Source organism: Halorubrum tibetense (genome assembly GCF_055396225.1).
Genome location: NZ_AP043742.1, coordinates 304138 through 318395, shown reverse-complemented (window position 1 = coordinate 318395; position 14258 = coordinate 304138). Strand labels below are relative to the sequence as shown.

Annotated in this window: 12 protein-coding genes; 7 read left to right on the top strand and 5 right to left on the bottom strand. The window is 66.9% G+C overall.

Features of this window, described 5'->3' with window-relative positions; all coding sequences use genetic code 11:
* Window positions 1-72 precede the first annotated feature (72 nt).
* Window positions 73-1965, bottom strand: coding sequence for a helicase C-terminal domain-containing protein (locus ACZ5TV_RS01525; RefSeq protein ID WP_379778841.1), 1893 nt, complete (start codon window positions 1963-1965; stop codon window positions 73-75).
* A gap of 69 nt (window positions 1966-2034) precedes the next feature.
* On the bottom strand, window positions 2035-2658 hold the full coding sequence (locus ACZ5TV_RS01520; RefSeq protein ID WP_379778843.1) for a hypothetical protein: 624 nt from the start codon (window positions 2656-2658) through the stop codon (window positions 2035-2037).
* 304 nt (window positions 2659-2962) lie between these two features.
* Between ACZ5TV_RS01520 and ACZ5TV_RS01515 the strand changes: the two genes are divergently transcribed.
* Together ACZ5TV_RS01515 and ACZ5TV_RS01510 are read left to right on the top strand one after the other, a co-directional pair.
* Window positions 2963-4993, top strand: coding sequence for an AMP-dependent synthetase/ligase (locus ACZ5TV_RS01515; RefSeq protein WP_379778846.1), 2031 nt, complete (start codon window positions 2963-2965; stop codon window positions 4991-4993).
* Between the two features lie 187 nt (window positions 4994-5180).
* Window positions 5181-6431, top strand: coding sequence for a hypothetical protein (locus ACZ5TV_RS01510; protein ID WP_379778849.1), 1251 nt, complete (start codon window positions 5181-5183; stop codon window positions 6429-6431).
* Window positions 6432-6495: 64 nt separating this feature from the next.
* Here the strand turns inward: ACZ5TV_RS01510 and ACZ5TV_RS01505 are convergent, their stop codons facing one another.
* Together ACZ5TV_RS01505 and ACZ5TV_RS01500 are read right to left on the bottom strand one after the other, a co-directional pair.
* Window positions 6496-6942, bottom strand: coding sequence for a universal stress protein (locus ACZ5TV_RS01505; protein ID WP_379778852.1), 447 nt, complete (start codon window positions 6940-6942; stop codon window positions 6496-6498).
* 162 nt (window positions 6943-7104) lie between these two features.
* The gene (locus ACZ5TV_RS01500) at window positions 7105-8061 is read right to left on the bottom strand and encodes a DUF7260 family protein (protein ID WP_379778855.1); all 957 of its coding nucleotides are present in this window, start codon (window positions 8059-8061) and stop codon (window positions 7105-7107) included.
* Window positions 8062-8240: 179 nt separating this feature from the next.
* Between ACZ5TV_RS01500 and ACZ5TV_RS01495 the strand changes: the two genes are divergently transcribed.
* From ACZ5TV_RS01495 to ACZ5TV_RS01485, 3 genes are all read left to right on the top strand, one after another.
* Entirely contained in the window at window positions 8241-9725 is a 1485-nt protein-coding gene (locus tag ACZ5TV_RS01495) for a restriction endonuclease (protein ID WP_379778858.1), read from the top strand.
* 108 nt (window positions 9726-9833) lie between these two features.
* Window positions 9834-10805, top strand: coding sequence for a VOC family protein (locus tag ACZ5TV_RS01490; RefSeq protein ID WP_464384040.1), 972 nt, complete (start codon window positions 9834-9836; stop codon window positions 10803-10805).
* On the top strand, window positions 10802-11485 hold the full coding sequence (locus tag ACZ5TV_RS01485; protein ID WP_464384039.1) for an alpha/beta hydrolase: 684 nt from the start codon (window positions 10802-10804) through the stop codon (window positions 11483-11485). Before ACZ5TV_RS01490 ends, ACZ5TV_RS01485 begins: the two co-directional genes overlap by 4 nt.
* A 32-nt stretch (window positions 11486-11517) precedes the next feature.
* On the opposite strand, the gene ACZ5TV_RS01480 is transcribed toward ACZ5TV_RS01485, so the two are convergent.
* Entirely contained in the window at window positions 11518-12360 is an 843-nt protein-coding gene (locus ACZ5TV_RS01480) for an eIF2B alpha/beta/delta subunit family protein (RefSeq protein ID WP_379783381.1), read from the bottom strand.
* 185 nt (window positions 12361-12545) lie between these two features.
* On the opposite strand from ACZ5TV_RS01480, the gene ACZ5TV_RS01475 reads away from it, so the two are divergent.
* Both ACZ5TV_RS01475 and ACZ5TV_RS01470 read left to right on the top strand, forming a co-directional pair.
* On the top strand, window positions 12546-13331 hold the full coding sequence (locus ACZ5TV_RS01475; RefSeq protein ID WP_379783383.1) for a TSUP family transporter: 786 nt from the start codon (window positions 12546-12548) through the stop codon (window positions 13329-13331).
* A gap of 185 nt (window positions 13332-13516) precedes the next feature.
* Window positions 13517-14152, top strand: a complete 636-nt coding sequence (locus ACZ5TV_RS01470; RefSeq protein ID WP_379784111.1) for an IS6 family transposase — start codon at window positions 13517-13519, stop codon at window positions 14150-14152.
* The last annotated feature ends 106 nt before the right edge of the window (window positions 14153-14258 follow it).

The window sequence follows — 14258 nt, the reverse complement described above, 5'->3', positions numbered from 1 at the left end:
GTCGCGTGGGGCGTTAGCATCATCTGACACACCGAGACGGTCTCTCGCGTCTCCGGTGCCCCTCCCCCGTCGTTAGCCGTCGCCCCAGACGTCCGAGAGTGGATGGTTCTTTTTCGGGTCGGTGTCGGTCCCGGACCGTTTCCGGTTGCCGCCCGACGTGTTGCCGCCACCACCGCTCGACGAGGACGGCTCTGACCGGGATCCGGCGTCGCTGCCCGATCCGCCTGTCGACATCGACCGGTCCCGACGACCTTCCCTCCCCCGTCCTGCACGCCCCGGTCCGGACGGCTCGGCGTCGATCCCCCCGAGCGCGGCGGCGGGATCGAACTCGGGGAGCGTCGGCGTCGTCATCGCGTCGATCTGGTCGCGGAACCATGGAGGCGTGTCGGTGGCCGCCCGGTCGAACAAGTCGAGTAGCGAGTCGTCCGCGAGGTACGTTGCCCCGTAGTCGTCGGGTGCACGCACGACGCGTCCGCACGCTTGGATGACGGTCCGCAACGCGGTCCGATGATACCATGCCCACTGATCGTCGGCCAGGCGCCGGGCGACCCGGGAGTCGTTCGTGTTTCGGTACGGTGCCTTACACACGACCTGCCAGCGGCAGAGGTCGTCGCGGAGGTCCAATGCCTCCTCCATCTTCACCGAGACGAACACGTCCGGGTCCGCGCTCGCCTTCCACGCCTCCAGCTCCGCGTCGCGGTTCGACCGGTCGTGGCGACGGACCCGAGCGGCGACCCCGAACTCCCCGAGGCGCTCGGCGAGTCGTCCGGCGATGTCGTAGGAATGTGCGTGTATCAGCCCCTTCTCGTCGGGGTGATTCGCCATCAGTCGGACGATCAGCCGGGCGATCTTCGGTACCGTCTCGTCACGGTGTTCGTACGTCATCGGGCCCTGTGTCACGTCGTACAGCGGTCGGTTCTCCAGCGGAAACGTGTGTTCGACGTCGACGAGCGCCACGTTCGACGGATCGAGCCCGACACCCCGACAGAACGCCTCCTTCGAGAGGATCGTAGCGGACAACAGCGCGAATCGGTTTCCACGCTCCCAGACCGTGTGTGTGAGGTAACGGGCCGGATCGAGGGGTTTGATCGCGATCGGCGAGCCGTCGCCGTCCGGCTGATCGACGACCCACGTCGTGGGCGAGTCGGGGTCCCGGTAGTCCTCGAGGAACCAGCCGAGCTCGGAGCGAAGCTCCTGTAACCGGTCCCGTCGAGCGACCTCCTCGCGGCTCAGCTCCGGCCGACCGACGAGCTCGTCTTTCGCTCGCTCCGTGACCCCTCGAAGCGTCTCGACGAACCGGGCGGTGCGGTCGAGCACGTCCTCGTCGCCGCGAGTGTCGGCCGTGACGTCCGGCACGCCGACCTCGTCCCAGACGGGGACGCGCTCGGGGGAGAGCTCGATGGTCGCGTACATCTCCGCCCACTCGGCGAGCCCGTGGGCCTCGTCGATCACGACGACATCGCGCTTCCGAAACACCTCCGAGCCGGCGGTACGCATGAAGTACGCGAGCGTCATCGCGGCGTACCGGTTTCCGGAGGCGATCGCCCGGTCGGAGAAATACGGACACCGGTGTTTGATCGAACAGTCGAATCCCTGTTGTCTGGCACACGGCGCACGCGTGACCGGCGTGTCGTGTTCGCCGGGGAGGACACAGTCGTAGTTCGACTTCCCGCGGATCACCGCGAAGTCGTCGAGCAGGTCGTCCCGCTCGACGTCGTCGATCTGTGACACCTGCGGAGTGGTGTAGTACGCTCCGGTCGCTTCGTTCGGCGCGGTCTCCTCGACCGTCGCCGACGCACCCATAATGGCGCGCGCGAGCAGCGACTTGCCGCTGCCGGTCGGGGCGCGCACCAAGACGACGTCGTTGCCGGCATCGAACGCGTCGCGGATGTCGGCGAGCGCCTGCTCCTGTGTCCCGCGGAACGTCGGGGCCGGGAACTCGGCAGGGATCCGGTGGGGGTCCACACACCTCCCTCGCGCGCTCCCGGAATTAAACCCTCGGAGTGGGGCGCACCTCGGAGCAATCCGAGCGAGTCACGTATCGCGTCGGTCCGGGGAGTCGCCGGTCTCGCCGTCGCCGTCGTCGCTGTCCTCACCGCCGTCGCTCTCGCTTCGCGCCGCTCCCTGCACCGAGCTTCGGGCTCGGTCGCCACCGTCCTGATCCACCCCGAGAAGCCGGTTCGCAACGGTTTCGAGCGCGAGGAGGGTCGTACTAACGTACAGTCCGGCCAAGAAGACGAGCCCCGCGATGACCCGCTCGCGGGCCACCGCGTTCGTCGGATCTCCGGACATCGCGGGTTCCGTTCCAAATCCGAGAAACGCGAACGCGAGGAGGTAGACGCCGGCGACGAGCGGGAGTGCGGCGACCGTGCGGCTGAACACTTTGAGCCGATACCGACCGTGTTCGTCGAAGCGCCGAGCGAACGTCGTGAACGCGTACACGGTCGCGCCGAGGAAGCCGAAGAGGTACACGTACGGCGGGATCGTCGTTTCTACGTCGGGCAGCGACACGGGCACGGTCTCGTCGAGGAAGGCGGGAAACCCCGCCGTCGAGACCGCGACCGAGAGCAGGGTCGCGACGATGAGCCCCCAGTACAACGTCCGTCCGGCTCGCGTTGCGTACCAGTCGGAGCGGTCGGGGGCATATTCGTTTGACATGTTTGGAGGTATAAACAAATCGAATATAAAACTACGTGTCGACCAGTTGTTATCGCTCGGTCGAGGCCGAGCGAACGGCCGGACCGATGGGTCGCCGACGGGGACGTGGAGGGATCCCGTACCGGCGGCGACATCGGTGCCCCGGATTCGGCATCCGTGACCGTCCGACGCCGCGACAACGGGCTCTCGGAAACCAGGAATGCGGACTCCAAGGGGCTGAGTGGTGGGGTAGAAGCGCTCGGATCCCGGAAACAAACGAACAACCACCGGATCGTTTATGATGGTTCGGGGGTTCGCAGTCGGTATGAGTTGGCAGGAGGCCGAACGCGAGTTCGTGGACGACGTCGTCGCCCGCGAGACGCTCCCCGAGACGTTCGAGCGGTCCGCCGAGCGGAACGCGGACCGGATCGCCCAGCAGTATAAAGGTGGGATCTACGACCGTTCGCTCGTCACCGAGGGAGTCGTCGATCCGGCCCCCGAAGGGGCGTACGCCGACCTCACGTACGCCGAGACCCGGTCCATCATCAGACGCCTCGCCGCCGGGTTCCGCGAGGTAGGTGTCGACGACGACACCCGGGTCGCGATCTACGCGGGAACCCGTATGGAGTGGGCACAGGCGGACTTCGCGGCGCTCTCGGCCGGTGCGGTCGTCACGACCGTCTACGCCTCCTCCTCGCCCGACCAGCTCCGGTACCTCCTCGAGGACCCGGAAGCGACCGTCGTCGTCGCCGAGAACCGAACGCTCCTCGACGAGATCATCGCGGTCCGTGATGACCTCGACCACGCGTTAGACGCGATCGTCACGATGGACGACGTCGACACCGATGGACTGGACACTACCGAATCCGATCTCGTGTACACGCTCGGGGACGTCCACGCACTCGGCGATGACGCCTTCGACGCGGACGCCTACGAGTCTTGGCTCGACGCGACCGCGATGGACGACCTCGCAAGCCTCATCTACACCTCGGGTACCACCGGACAGCCAAAAGGCGTCCGGCTCACCCACGCCAACTTCCGCACGAACGTCAACCAGTGTTACAAGCGGTTCGGCGACCGCCCGGACCGTGACCCCGACGCGCCGGGGATCTCGACGGAGACGACGACGCTGTCGTTCCTCCCGCTGGCACACGTCTTCGAGCGGATGGCCGGTCACTACATGATGTTCGCGGCGGGGGCCACGGTCGGATACGCCGAGAGCCCCGACACGCTGCGCGACGACTTCCAGCTGGTCCGGCCGACGACGACCACGAGCGTCCCGCGAGTGTACGAGAAGCTCTACGACGCGATCCGTGAACAGGCGTCCGAGTCGGGCGTGAAACAGCGGATCTTCGAGTGGGCGGTCGAGGTCGGCCAAACCCACCACGAGACGGCGAACCCGGGGACGATCCTCGACGCGAAGCGATCCCTCGCCGACAAACTCGTCTTCTCCTCGGTCCGCGAGGCGATCGGCGGCAACGTCGACTTCTTCATCTCCGGGGGTGGGTCGCTGTCGGCGGAGCTGTGCGCGCTGTATCACGCCATGGACCTCCCCATCCTGGAAGGGTACGGGCTCACGGAGACCTCGCCCGTGATCAGCGTCAACCCGCCAGAGGAACCGAAGGTCGGGACGATCGGGCCCCCAGTGGTCGACACCGAGGTCGCGATCGACGGCGGAATGGTCGGCGAGGAAGTCGCGGGCATCCCTGGGGATGTCGGCGAGTTACTCGTTCGCGGCCCGCAGGTCGCCGACGGCTACTGGAACCGGCCGGACGCGAGCGCGGACGCGTTCACCCCCGCGGACGCACTCCCGGGCGACGCCGTTACGGCGGGGACGCCTCCGTCCGACCGCGAGGGCGACCCGGACGATCCGTGGTTCCGTACCGGCGACATCGTCCAGCTGCGTCCCGACGGCTACATCGCGTTCCGCGAGCGCGCCAAACAGCTGCTCGTGTTGTCGACCGGGAAGAACGTCGCGCCCGGCCCGATCGAGGACCGCTTCGCCGCCAACGAGTTCGTCGAACAGTGCGTCGTCCTCGGTGACTCGCGGAAGTTCGTCTCGGCGCTGTTAGTCCCCAACTTCGAGCGGGTCGCCTCGTGGGCGGAGACGCGGGGGATCGACCTCCCGGAGGAGCGAAAGGCGATCTGCCGTGACGATCGAGTCCGTGATCGGTTCCAGGAGGAGGTCGATCGCGTGAACGAGGAGTTCGAACCCTACGAGCGGATCAAGAAGTTCCGGCTCGTTCCCGAGGAGTTCTCCGAGGAAAACGACCTCCTCACGCCGACGATGAAGAAGAAGCGACGGAACATCCTCGATCGGTTCGCCGACGACGTCGAGATGATCTACGAGGAGTAGCCGACGCGAGCGGACGAACGCGTCGCTCTCGGTCCGTCGGAAGCGTGGTGGCTCGGTCGGAACTGATCGTCACACGGGGCTCAGTGGGGGTAACATCTCGTCATTGCCACCACGACCTCAGTATTCCGCTGAAGGTTATAAACCACGTGGACCGAACGTTCATGCCGCTCGCCGACGAGCGCGGCGTATGGGTAGCGCGGTGTCACTTTCAGAGCCCCGGGTTCTCGCACATGCGAAACACCGTCTCTTTCCGGATATCGACGGATCGAACGCGTACGCCGTCACGGACACGCAGTTCGCGACCGACGAGTGGCTCTCGGACCGACCGATCGACGAGGAGCTCCGGTCGCGGCTCACCCCGTTCAATCACGTTCGGGTCGGCAGCGGCTACCCGGACCTCGTCGGCGTCGGCGCTCTCGAGTCCGATCTCCTCGCCGTCGACCGGCTCGGCGACGATCCGCCTCTCGTTGCCGTCGAAGCGAAGGGCCACACCGCGACCGCGGCCGCCGACGTCGAGCGCGGCGTCATCCAGGCGTACGACCGGCTCCACGAGGCGAACGCGGCGTACGTGGCCGCGCCCGTCGACGCCGTCTCGCAGTCGGACCGCACGCTCGCACGCGAGCTCAACGTCGGCGTCCTCGGTGTCCACGAGGACGGTGGCGTCGCCGCGCTTGAGGTCCCCCGCGTGGTCGGAAATCGGACGTCGAACGAGGCGGCGGCGATCCGGTTCCAAGCGACCGCACAGGGGGTCGCCGAGAAATCGTTCGGGCTGAACCATCCGAAGAACTACCTCGGCTACGCGCTCGCGCTGTACCATCCGGCGGACACCCGTGACGTACTCACGACGCACGTCGTCGGTGCGGTCGACGGCGCGAAACGCGGGGCGTCGTTCCTCGGTCTGGTCGATGAGCGACCCGATCGAGCGGTGTTGACCCCGCTCGGCGAGGAGGTCGTCCGGTTCGCGGTGAACCGATACGCGTCCGTCGAGACGGCACTCGAGGCGTTCGACGACTGGAAGCGCTCGCGGAAGCGGTTCATCACGGTCGCCCCACAGTGGGGGTTGCTGACGCGCCGGGTGCTCTGGCAGTACCCGGCGACACAGCTGCTCGTCGAGGAGCTCCAGACGATGTTCGACGACGGGATCGCCGCGCCGTCGCTCGTCGACCTCGTCGAGTGGCTCCACGTCCACCACCCGACGTTCACCGTCGAGCTGTTCATCCGCGGAACGGGGGGCGTGCGCGAGCGTGTGCTCGACGCGGACGGGGAACTACGAAGGAGCGAGCTCGCCGACGGGGCGGTGTTCCACTCGCCGACCGTCTTCCAGCTGAAAGCGATGCTGTACCACGCCGGGGTGGTGGCCGAGCGCGGCGCGGAACCCCACCGACTCGACCCGACGACTGACTCGTGGGCGTTGCGGGAGCCGCTTCACGCTCGGTGAGCGTGTACGTGGACCCCGACAGCGGGCATCCATCAACGAACTCCGTTGACCCGCTGAGACGGGCTTAGTTCGACTCCGGCCCCTCCGCTCTCGGCAACGCGATCACGGGGAGCTCGGCCTCCGTCACCAGTCGTAACGAGAGGTCGCCGGACAGGAACTGCATGAGGCGGTTCCCCTCACGCGCTCGGTACGCGATCGCGGTCGCATCGATCCCGTCGGCCGCGGAAAATATCGCTTCGACCACGTCGTCGCCGTACGTGAGGTGGTCGTCGGCGTCCGGAAAACGCTCGCGGAACGCGTCGAACGACTCCGCGGCCATCTCTTCGGAGTAGGAGGCCGGGATCTTGTCCGGTGCTCCCGTGGTCGTTTGGACGACGTAAACGACTGTAACGTGCGCTGGAGAGTGTCGTCGTAATTCGGCCGCAGTTACCCGTGCGTCCTTTCGGTTGGCGACTGGAACGAGAACGTGGTCGAGCAGGTCCGACGCCCCATCCCCGTGATTCGTTGCCATACCTACACGTCCGCGATCGACCGTAATGAAGCTGTGCGACGCTTACATTCGAGGCGGCCACACGACGGACACGTTACCCTCGCTACTGGCATCCCACGCACCATCGCTGGCGTCGAACAGTGGATCGGATCACCAGTGTGATCGAGGCGATCCGCAAGACGATTAACAGCCGTCGCCCACCCGACGAGCGACTCGCGAGCGGTCCGCACGGATCCGGTCCGCCAGCGACGCGATCGACGCCAACACTGGGTGCTGCGGACCGTCCATCGGATCGTACAGGTATTCGCGGAACGTCGGGTCGGACTCGTCGCCGGCTCCCTCAATGACCATCGGTGGGTTTCGGAGCGCGGCCTGTCGATCGGCCGCCGCGTCGTCACACCGGCGTTCGAGACCACCCAGCCGTTCCCAGACGTCTATCGAGGCGTCGACGCGGGACCCCCTCGGGATCCCGTCGAGATGCTCGTTCAGCCGACTCCGCTGTCGGTCGATCTCGGTGAGTGTCGTCTCCACGTCGGCGAGGTCGTCGAGCTCCTCGTCGATGGCGTCGGCGAGCGACGTTCGGGCCCGTGCGGCCTGTTGTCCCCGGTCGACGAGCGTCGACTGCAACGCCGGAGAGAGCGTCCCGTTGGTCGCCAGCGACGTCGTCGTGTCGGGGCCGAGCTCGGCCGCGAGGCTCTCCGCGACGCTCTCGTCGTACTCCTGGGTGTAGTGCGGGAGCGACATCACGGTGTCTCGGTAGGTATTCAGCACGTTCCGCAGTCTGATGTCACCGGGTGCCCTCGCGCTTCCGGTCCGGTGAGCGCCGATCACCGGACCGTCGAAACCGCCTCCAGCCGTGTCGACCGGAGCGGGATCGAGCCCGGAGACGCGCTCGGCGAACTCCTCGAACGCGTCCCGCTCGTCGATCACGCGGCGTCGCTCGCGCCGGCAACACGCTTTCGCGTCCCTGACGTACGCGAACGCGACGAAGGCGACGAGCCCGGCGATGACGACCGCGGTGACGACTCCCGGTTCGGTCGCCATCGCCGTCAGCTCACACGAGAGGCTGGTACAGTCGGCCCCGAGCGAGGCCTCGCTCGGGAGCCGAAACGTCACGTCCGCCCCCCGGTTCACACTCATATAGTTCGTTAACAGTGTGCACACTCAAAACCGTTTTGGCCCGCGTCCGGCGCGAACGCCCCGGGATCACGGAAGGAAAAGCGGCCTCCACCGAGGGGCCCCTGTGCCGAGAGACGGCCGTCGGAACCGTCGATCCGTCCGACCGGAACGGTTTTGCGGATCGCCGCCCGGATCCGACCGTGCCGACGCTGCTTGACGACCTGTCGGGGTTCGAGTTCGAGGAGCTGATGGTGGCGGTGTTCCGCCATCAGGGGTACGCGAACGTCCGCCAAGCGGTCCGGACCGCCGACGAGGGACGCGACGTGACGATGGTCGACGATTCCGGGCCCGGAGCACCGGTCGGCGTCGTCGTCGAGTGCAAACACACCGACACGGTCGGACGGCCGGTCGTCCAGAAGCTCCACTCCGCGGTCGGAACCTACGACTACGACGGTCCGGTTCGCGGGATGGTGGCGACGACCGGGCGGTTCACCGGGCCGGCTGAGGAGTACGCGGAACGGGTTTCTTCGGCCCCTGACGACGTCGACATCGACCTCCTCGACGGGCGACGACTCCGCGAGATCGGCGAGTCGATCGGGATGGACCTGTACAGCGGCCGGATCGAGGTGTTGTGTGACGAGGCGCTTCCACCGCCGGAGGACGTCGACGACGCCGTCGCCGAACGCGACGCGGCCGCCGCGTCCGTCGAGAACCTCTCCCCGGATACCCTCCCCGAGCCGACCGCGCGGCTGTCGTTCGCCCCGTGCCTCCTCGTCGAGACGGAGGTGGACGCGACGTTCGAGACGAGCGTCGGCGTGATCCACTCCGTCTTCGAGCGCGAGCGACTCGCGGTCTCGGCCGACCGGGACGGGCCGTCGCTACTGTCGGGGGACGTCGCCCGACTCGTCGCCGACGGATCGAACGGACGCACTCCGCTGCCACGGGACCGCTTCGACGACCAGGGCGACCTCGAGATCACGAATGCCGACGAGACTCCCCTCGGGACACCCGGCGACGGGAGCGGTCACCGGTCGGACGGGAGCCCCGATAGCCCGGTCGACCCGCGATTCGACGCCGTCGAAGTCCAACGCTTCGGTCGGACCGAGTCCGAGTACGTCGACTGGGTGACCGAGCGACAGCGCGACCGACACGAGCGGACGGTCCGGTACACGGGGGACAACAACGTCACCTACACGAAGACCTGTACGCCCCGTGCGTCCGACGTTCGAGTGCTTGCCGTCGACCCCGTGTACCGCCCGGAGGCGACGACGACGACCGAGCTGGGCGAGTACGAGTACGACCACACGTTCGTCACGAACGGCGACAGGCGCGTGACGCTGCACGACGAGTTCGGGACCTGCGTCAACTGTGAGACAGCGGGGGAGAACGGCGGGATCGAACCGGACGAACCGATCACCTACTGTGCGAACTGCGGGAGCCTCAACTGCGACGACCACGTCCGTGAAGAGCGGCTCGTCGGCGAACCAGTGTGTACCGGATGCTCGACGACCGGCGAGTTCTTCTTCGCGACGAAACACTTCTACGACGAGGCCAACCGCGCGGCGTTCGCCGCGGAGTACGAGGCGATGCCGTTCTACCGGAAACCGCTCGAGAACCCGAAGCTAACCGTGGCGGTCGCGGTAGGCGTGGTGGTGTTGCTCCTACTGCTGCTCGCCGCGATCTGATCCGTCGACGTCGCGTCGGCCGGACCGGTCGCTCGATAGGCGTCCGACGGCGGTTCGATCGACCGCCGCAGCCGACACCGATTTGCCGTCACCCGACGAACATCGAGCGTGACCGCTCGAACGCCCGGGATCCACCACGTGACGGGTATCGTCGGGGACGCGGACGCTGCCGTCGGCTTTTACGCGGGAGCGCTGGGACTCCGCCTGCTCCGAACGACGGTGAACTACGAGGACGTCCTCCAGCACCACCTCTATTTCGGGGCCGGTGCCGGCCGCCCCGGGTCCGTGCTCACCGTCTTCCCGGACCCCACGGGGGACCCGGGACGGATCGGGAAACCGAGCTACGAAACCGTCTCGCTCGCGGTGCCGCCGGGGTCGCTGGAGCACTGGCGGGAACGGCTGGCGGCCCGAGGGATCGACGCGACGGAACCCGACGCCGAGGAACGGTTCGGCGATCGGGTCCTGCGGACGACCGACCCCGCGGGGACCCCGGTCGAACTGGTCGAATCCGCGGATGCGGGCGATCAGTGGACCGGCGGGCCAGTCCCGGAGTCGATGGCGATCCGGGGAATAGACGGAGCGACTGGCCTCCCCGCGGACCCGTACGGTGCGGCGAGCGTCCTCGAAACCCTCGGGTTCGAGTACGAGGCGGAACGGGACGACCGGATCCGCTACCGTGCGCCGGGCGAGCGGGCGACGCGGATCGACCTGCTGGACCGCGACGCGCCCTACGTTCGCGAGGGCCCAGGGACCCTTCATCACGTCGCGGTCCGGGTTCCGGACCGCGAGGCGCTGCTCGACTGGCACACGCTGTTCCGCGAGCGCGAGCGGGGGTTCGACGTCTCCCGGGTGAAAGACCGCCACTTCTTCCACTCGCTGTACGTCCGCGGACCTGGCGGCCTGCTCGTCGAGCTCGCCACGGAGTCGCCGACGCCGGAGGGACCGTCCGGGCCCGGGCTTGCCGACCCGGCGATCGACGGGCACGCGACCGAGCTCTACCTGCCGGGGCGGTTCGCCGAGGACCGGGCGCTGATCGAGGAACAGCTGCCGCGGATCGACCCGCCGGACGAGCGAACGTGAGCCGAACGCTCGACGGCGTCGGGGGGCCGCACGCCGACGCCGAGCTGGTCGTCGGGGGCGCGCCCGCCGCGGCTGCCGAGGTCGCCGTCGTCCTGGTTCACGGCCGCGGAGGGACCGCACAAGGGATGATTCGGCTTGCGGACGGGTTCTACCGCCCGGGCGTCACCCTCCTCGCCCCCGCCGCTCGTCGGTCGAGCTGGCTCCCCGTTCCCCACGACGCGCCGCTCGCGGCCACCGAACCCGCGCTTACCTCGGCGGTCGACTGTGTCGCCGGGGCCGTCGCGGCGGCCGGTGAGGTCGGTATCGCCCCGGAACGAACCGCCTTCGTTGGCGTCTCACAGGGTGGCTGTGTGCTCGCGGAGTTCCTCTGCCGTCGCCCGCAGCGGTTCGGCGGCGCGTTCGTCGTCTCGGCGGCGCTGCCGGGCGAGTCGGTCGATCGTCGGGAAGTGGCCGGCGACCCGGCGCACGACCCCCGGCCGCTCGCGGGGACCCCGGTCGCGCTCGACGCGAGCGAGGGGGATCCGCACGTGCCCCGCGACCGAGTCGAGGCGACCGCGACGGTGCTCGAACGGGGCGGCGCAACGGTGGACATGCGGATCGATCCCGGAGCCGGCCACGGCCTCTCGAACGCGACGGTCGCCCGGATCGGGGAGCGACTCGACGCCCTGCTCGACGAGTGAATGTGGCGAGGACGGTCCTCGCCGGGGGTGACTCAGTCGCGGACGCCGTCGTCGGTGATCACGGTGTCGATCATCCCCACCGGGGTGGCGTCGTAGCTGGGGTTCTCGATCGTGACGCCCTCGACCGGTTCACGCATCACCTCGACGGCGTCCCGGAACTCGTTCTCGAAGCGGAACTCCTCTATCGTCTTCGCGCCGGAGCCCACCGCGGTGACGGGCACGCCGAGCTCACGCGCGGTCACGACGAGGGGGAACGTCCCGATCCGGTTGTAGTAGGTGCCGCCCGTGATACAGGTGATCCCGAGGAGGACGCGGTCGCAGTCCCGGAGCGCGTACCCCATCGCGCTGTCGACCACCATATGGGTGTCCACCCGGTCCATCCCGGCGAGCGCTCGTGCGGTCTTCCGGCCGAGGGTCCGTGGCCGGGCCTCGGTCACGTACACCGTCAGGTGTGCGCCGCCCATCGCGGCCGCCTCGATGGACTCGAGCACCGTCGTCGAGTAGTCGTGGACCAGCAGGGTGTCGCCGTCCGCGATCCGCTCCGCGGCGTTGGCGGCGGCAGCGGCCTTCGACGTCTCGATGTCGTCGACGACGCGTTCGATCGTCTCCTCGAGCAGCTGTTTGGCGTCGTCGACGGACGTCGGCTCGCCGACGATAGTCCGTTCGACCTCGCGCATCGCGTTGTGTAACGCGGCGTGAGAGGGGTTCGACCGGCGCAACACGCCCGCGTTGTGTTCGAGGTCGCGCTCGAACTCGTCGACGGTCCGATAGTCGCGGTCGAGCAGCTCCGCGAGCGACTCCGTCGCCTTCACGGCCACCGCCGACGTGCTGTGGGTCCGCATCGCCCGTATCTCGGCGACCGTCTCGTCGATCATACTCGAACGTCGTAGCCACGATTGAAATCGGTTCCGGGGTCGAACCGCCGTAACCGTCCAACCATCGAACCGTCCAACCATCGAACCGCCCGACCCATCAGAACCGCCCGACCCATCAGAACCGCACGTGTCGTTCTACCGCACGCGCGGCGGGCGTTTATGTTCGTCCACTGCGTGACCGCGACATGAGTCTCGGAGTCCCGGTCGACGCGCTCGCGACGGTCGTCCTCGTGATCGTGCTCGCGGGTGCCGTCAACGGTATCGCGGGCTTCGGCTTCGCAGTCGTCGGCACGACCGTGCTCGCGACGGTGCTCGATCCGGCCAGTGCCGTCGTGTTCATGATCCTCCCGATACTCGCGGTGAACCTCGCGCTCGTTCGCGAGCTATCCGGCGAGGAACTCCGAACGTGTGGGAGGCGGTTCGCGCCGTTACTCGTCGCCGCGGCCGTCGGGACCGTCGCCGGGATGGCGCTGCTCGACTGGCTCCCCGACGCCCCGCTCCGACTCCTCCTCGGGGTCGTCTCGCTCGGGTTCGTCCTGACGGCGCAGCGAGTCCGGCCGCTTCCCACGCTTTCGCGGGCCGCGGACCGCTGTTTCGTCGAGACACCGCTCGCGATGGCGGGGGTCGGCGCGGTCTCCGGCCTCCTGTTCGGCGCGACGAACGTCGGTGTCCAGATCGTCGCGTTCGTCCGGAGCTGTGACCTCTCACACGGGTTGTTCGTCGGCGTCGTCGCGATGGTGTTCGTCGGGATCAACGGGCTTCGGATCGGGGTCGCTGGCGCACTGGGGCTGTACCCGAGTCTCGACCTCGCGTTCGCGTCCGCCGCCGCCGCGATTCCGGCCGTCGCTGGCGTGGCCGTGGGAGCGCGCCTCCGGGGTCGAGTGACCGAGCGCCTCCGTCGCGGGGTCGTGCTCGGCCTCCTGACCGTCATCGGTGCCCGTCTGCTCCTCGCGGGGGCCGGAGTCGTCTGAAACGCCGGGGTACCGAAGCGAGCGTCTCGGTCGCGGATGAGAACGATCGATCGATGTTGCTGGCGGTTGTATATAAGTGGTCGATCGGTGTTGCTGGCGGTTGGGTATAAGTAGTCGATCGGTGTTGCTGGGGCGGTGTTCAGATAAGGATTGAAAGGTGAGGCGGTGCGTTTTCAAAGTGATCTATGCCCGAAAACGACCGCCTCGGCGGCTGTTTAGACGAGATCAACTTAGAGTTTGTGGAGCGAGAAGCAACACCGAAGCTGTTGATGAAGCTCAGTATTCAGCTTCATTTGTCTGGATTATCGCTTTCAAATACTGTTTCTTTTCTTGAGGTATTCGGTGTTGATCGGGTTCGATCTACCGTTCATAACTGGGTTCATAAGGCCGATCTACAGCCGGAATCTGGTCGGAATCCGAATCACGTTGCGGTTGATGAAACTGTGATTCAGCTTGATGATGAACAATATTGGCTGTACGCTGCCGTCGATCCTGAATCAAACGATCTGCTACATACAAAGCTCGAACCGACAAGAACGAACGTGATCGCAGATCAGTTTTTCGCAGAACTCCGCGAAAAACACGATGTAGATGACGCGATCTTTCTCGTTGATGGCGCGGTTCCACTTCACCGAGCTTGTGAAAAACATGGCCTCGATTTCAGATACGAACGACATGGAAATCGGAACAGTGTCGAACGTGTCTTTCGAGAGGTAAAACGACGAACTATCTGTTTCTCAAACTGTTTCAGCAACGCCGAAGCAGAAACTGCTGACGAGTGGCTCAAATCGTTCGCATTCGCATGGAATCAGCTTATCTGAACACTACCGTTGCTGGCGGTTGTATATAAGTGGTCGAGCACACGATCAGCACGGCCGAATCCACGGCCACTCACTTATAAAATCAACCGGGGCCTTGGTAAATCCC

Coding starts and splice junctions, on each gene's coding strand:
- ACZ5TV_RS01520 (WP_379778843.1), bottom strand. CDS start 2,658: ATGTCAAACGAATATGCCCCCGACCGCTCCGACTGGTACGCAACGCGA.
- ACZ5TV_RS01515 (WP_379778846.1), top strand. CDS start 2,963: ATGAGTTGGCAGGAGGCCGAACGCGAGTTCGTGGACGACGTCGTCGCC.
- ACZ5TV_RS01510 (WP_379778849.1), top strand. CDS start 5,181: ATGGGTAGCGCGGTGTCACTTTCAGAGCCCCGGGTTCTCGCACATGCG.
- ACZ5TV_RS01505 (WP_379778852.1), bottom strand. CDS start 6,942: ATGGCAACGAATCACGGGGATGGGGCGTCGGACCTGCTCGACCACGTT.
- ACZ5TV_RS01500 (WP_379778855.1), bottom strand. CDS start 8,061: ATGAGTGTGAACCGGGGGGCGGACGTGACGTTTCGGCTCCCGAGCGAG.
- ACZ5TV_RS01480 (WP_379783381.1), bottom strand. CDS start 12,360: ATGATCGACGAGACGGTCGCCGAGATACGGGCGATGCGGACCCACAGC.
- ACZ5TV_RS01475 (WP_379783383.1), top strand. CDS start 12,546: ATGAGTCTCGGAGTCCCGGTCGACGCGCTCGCGACGGTCGTCCTCGTG.
- ACZ5TV_RS01470 (WP_379784111.1), top strand. CDS start 13,517: ATGCCCGAAAACGACCGCCTCGGCGGCTGTTTAGACGAGATCAACTTA.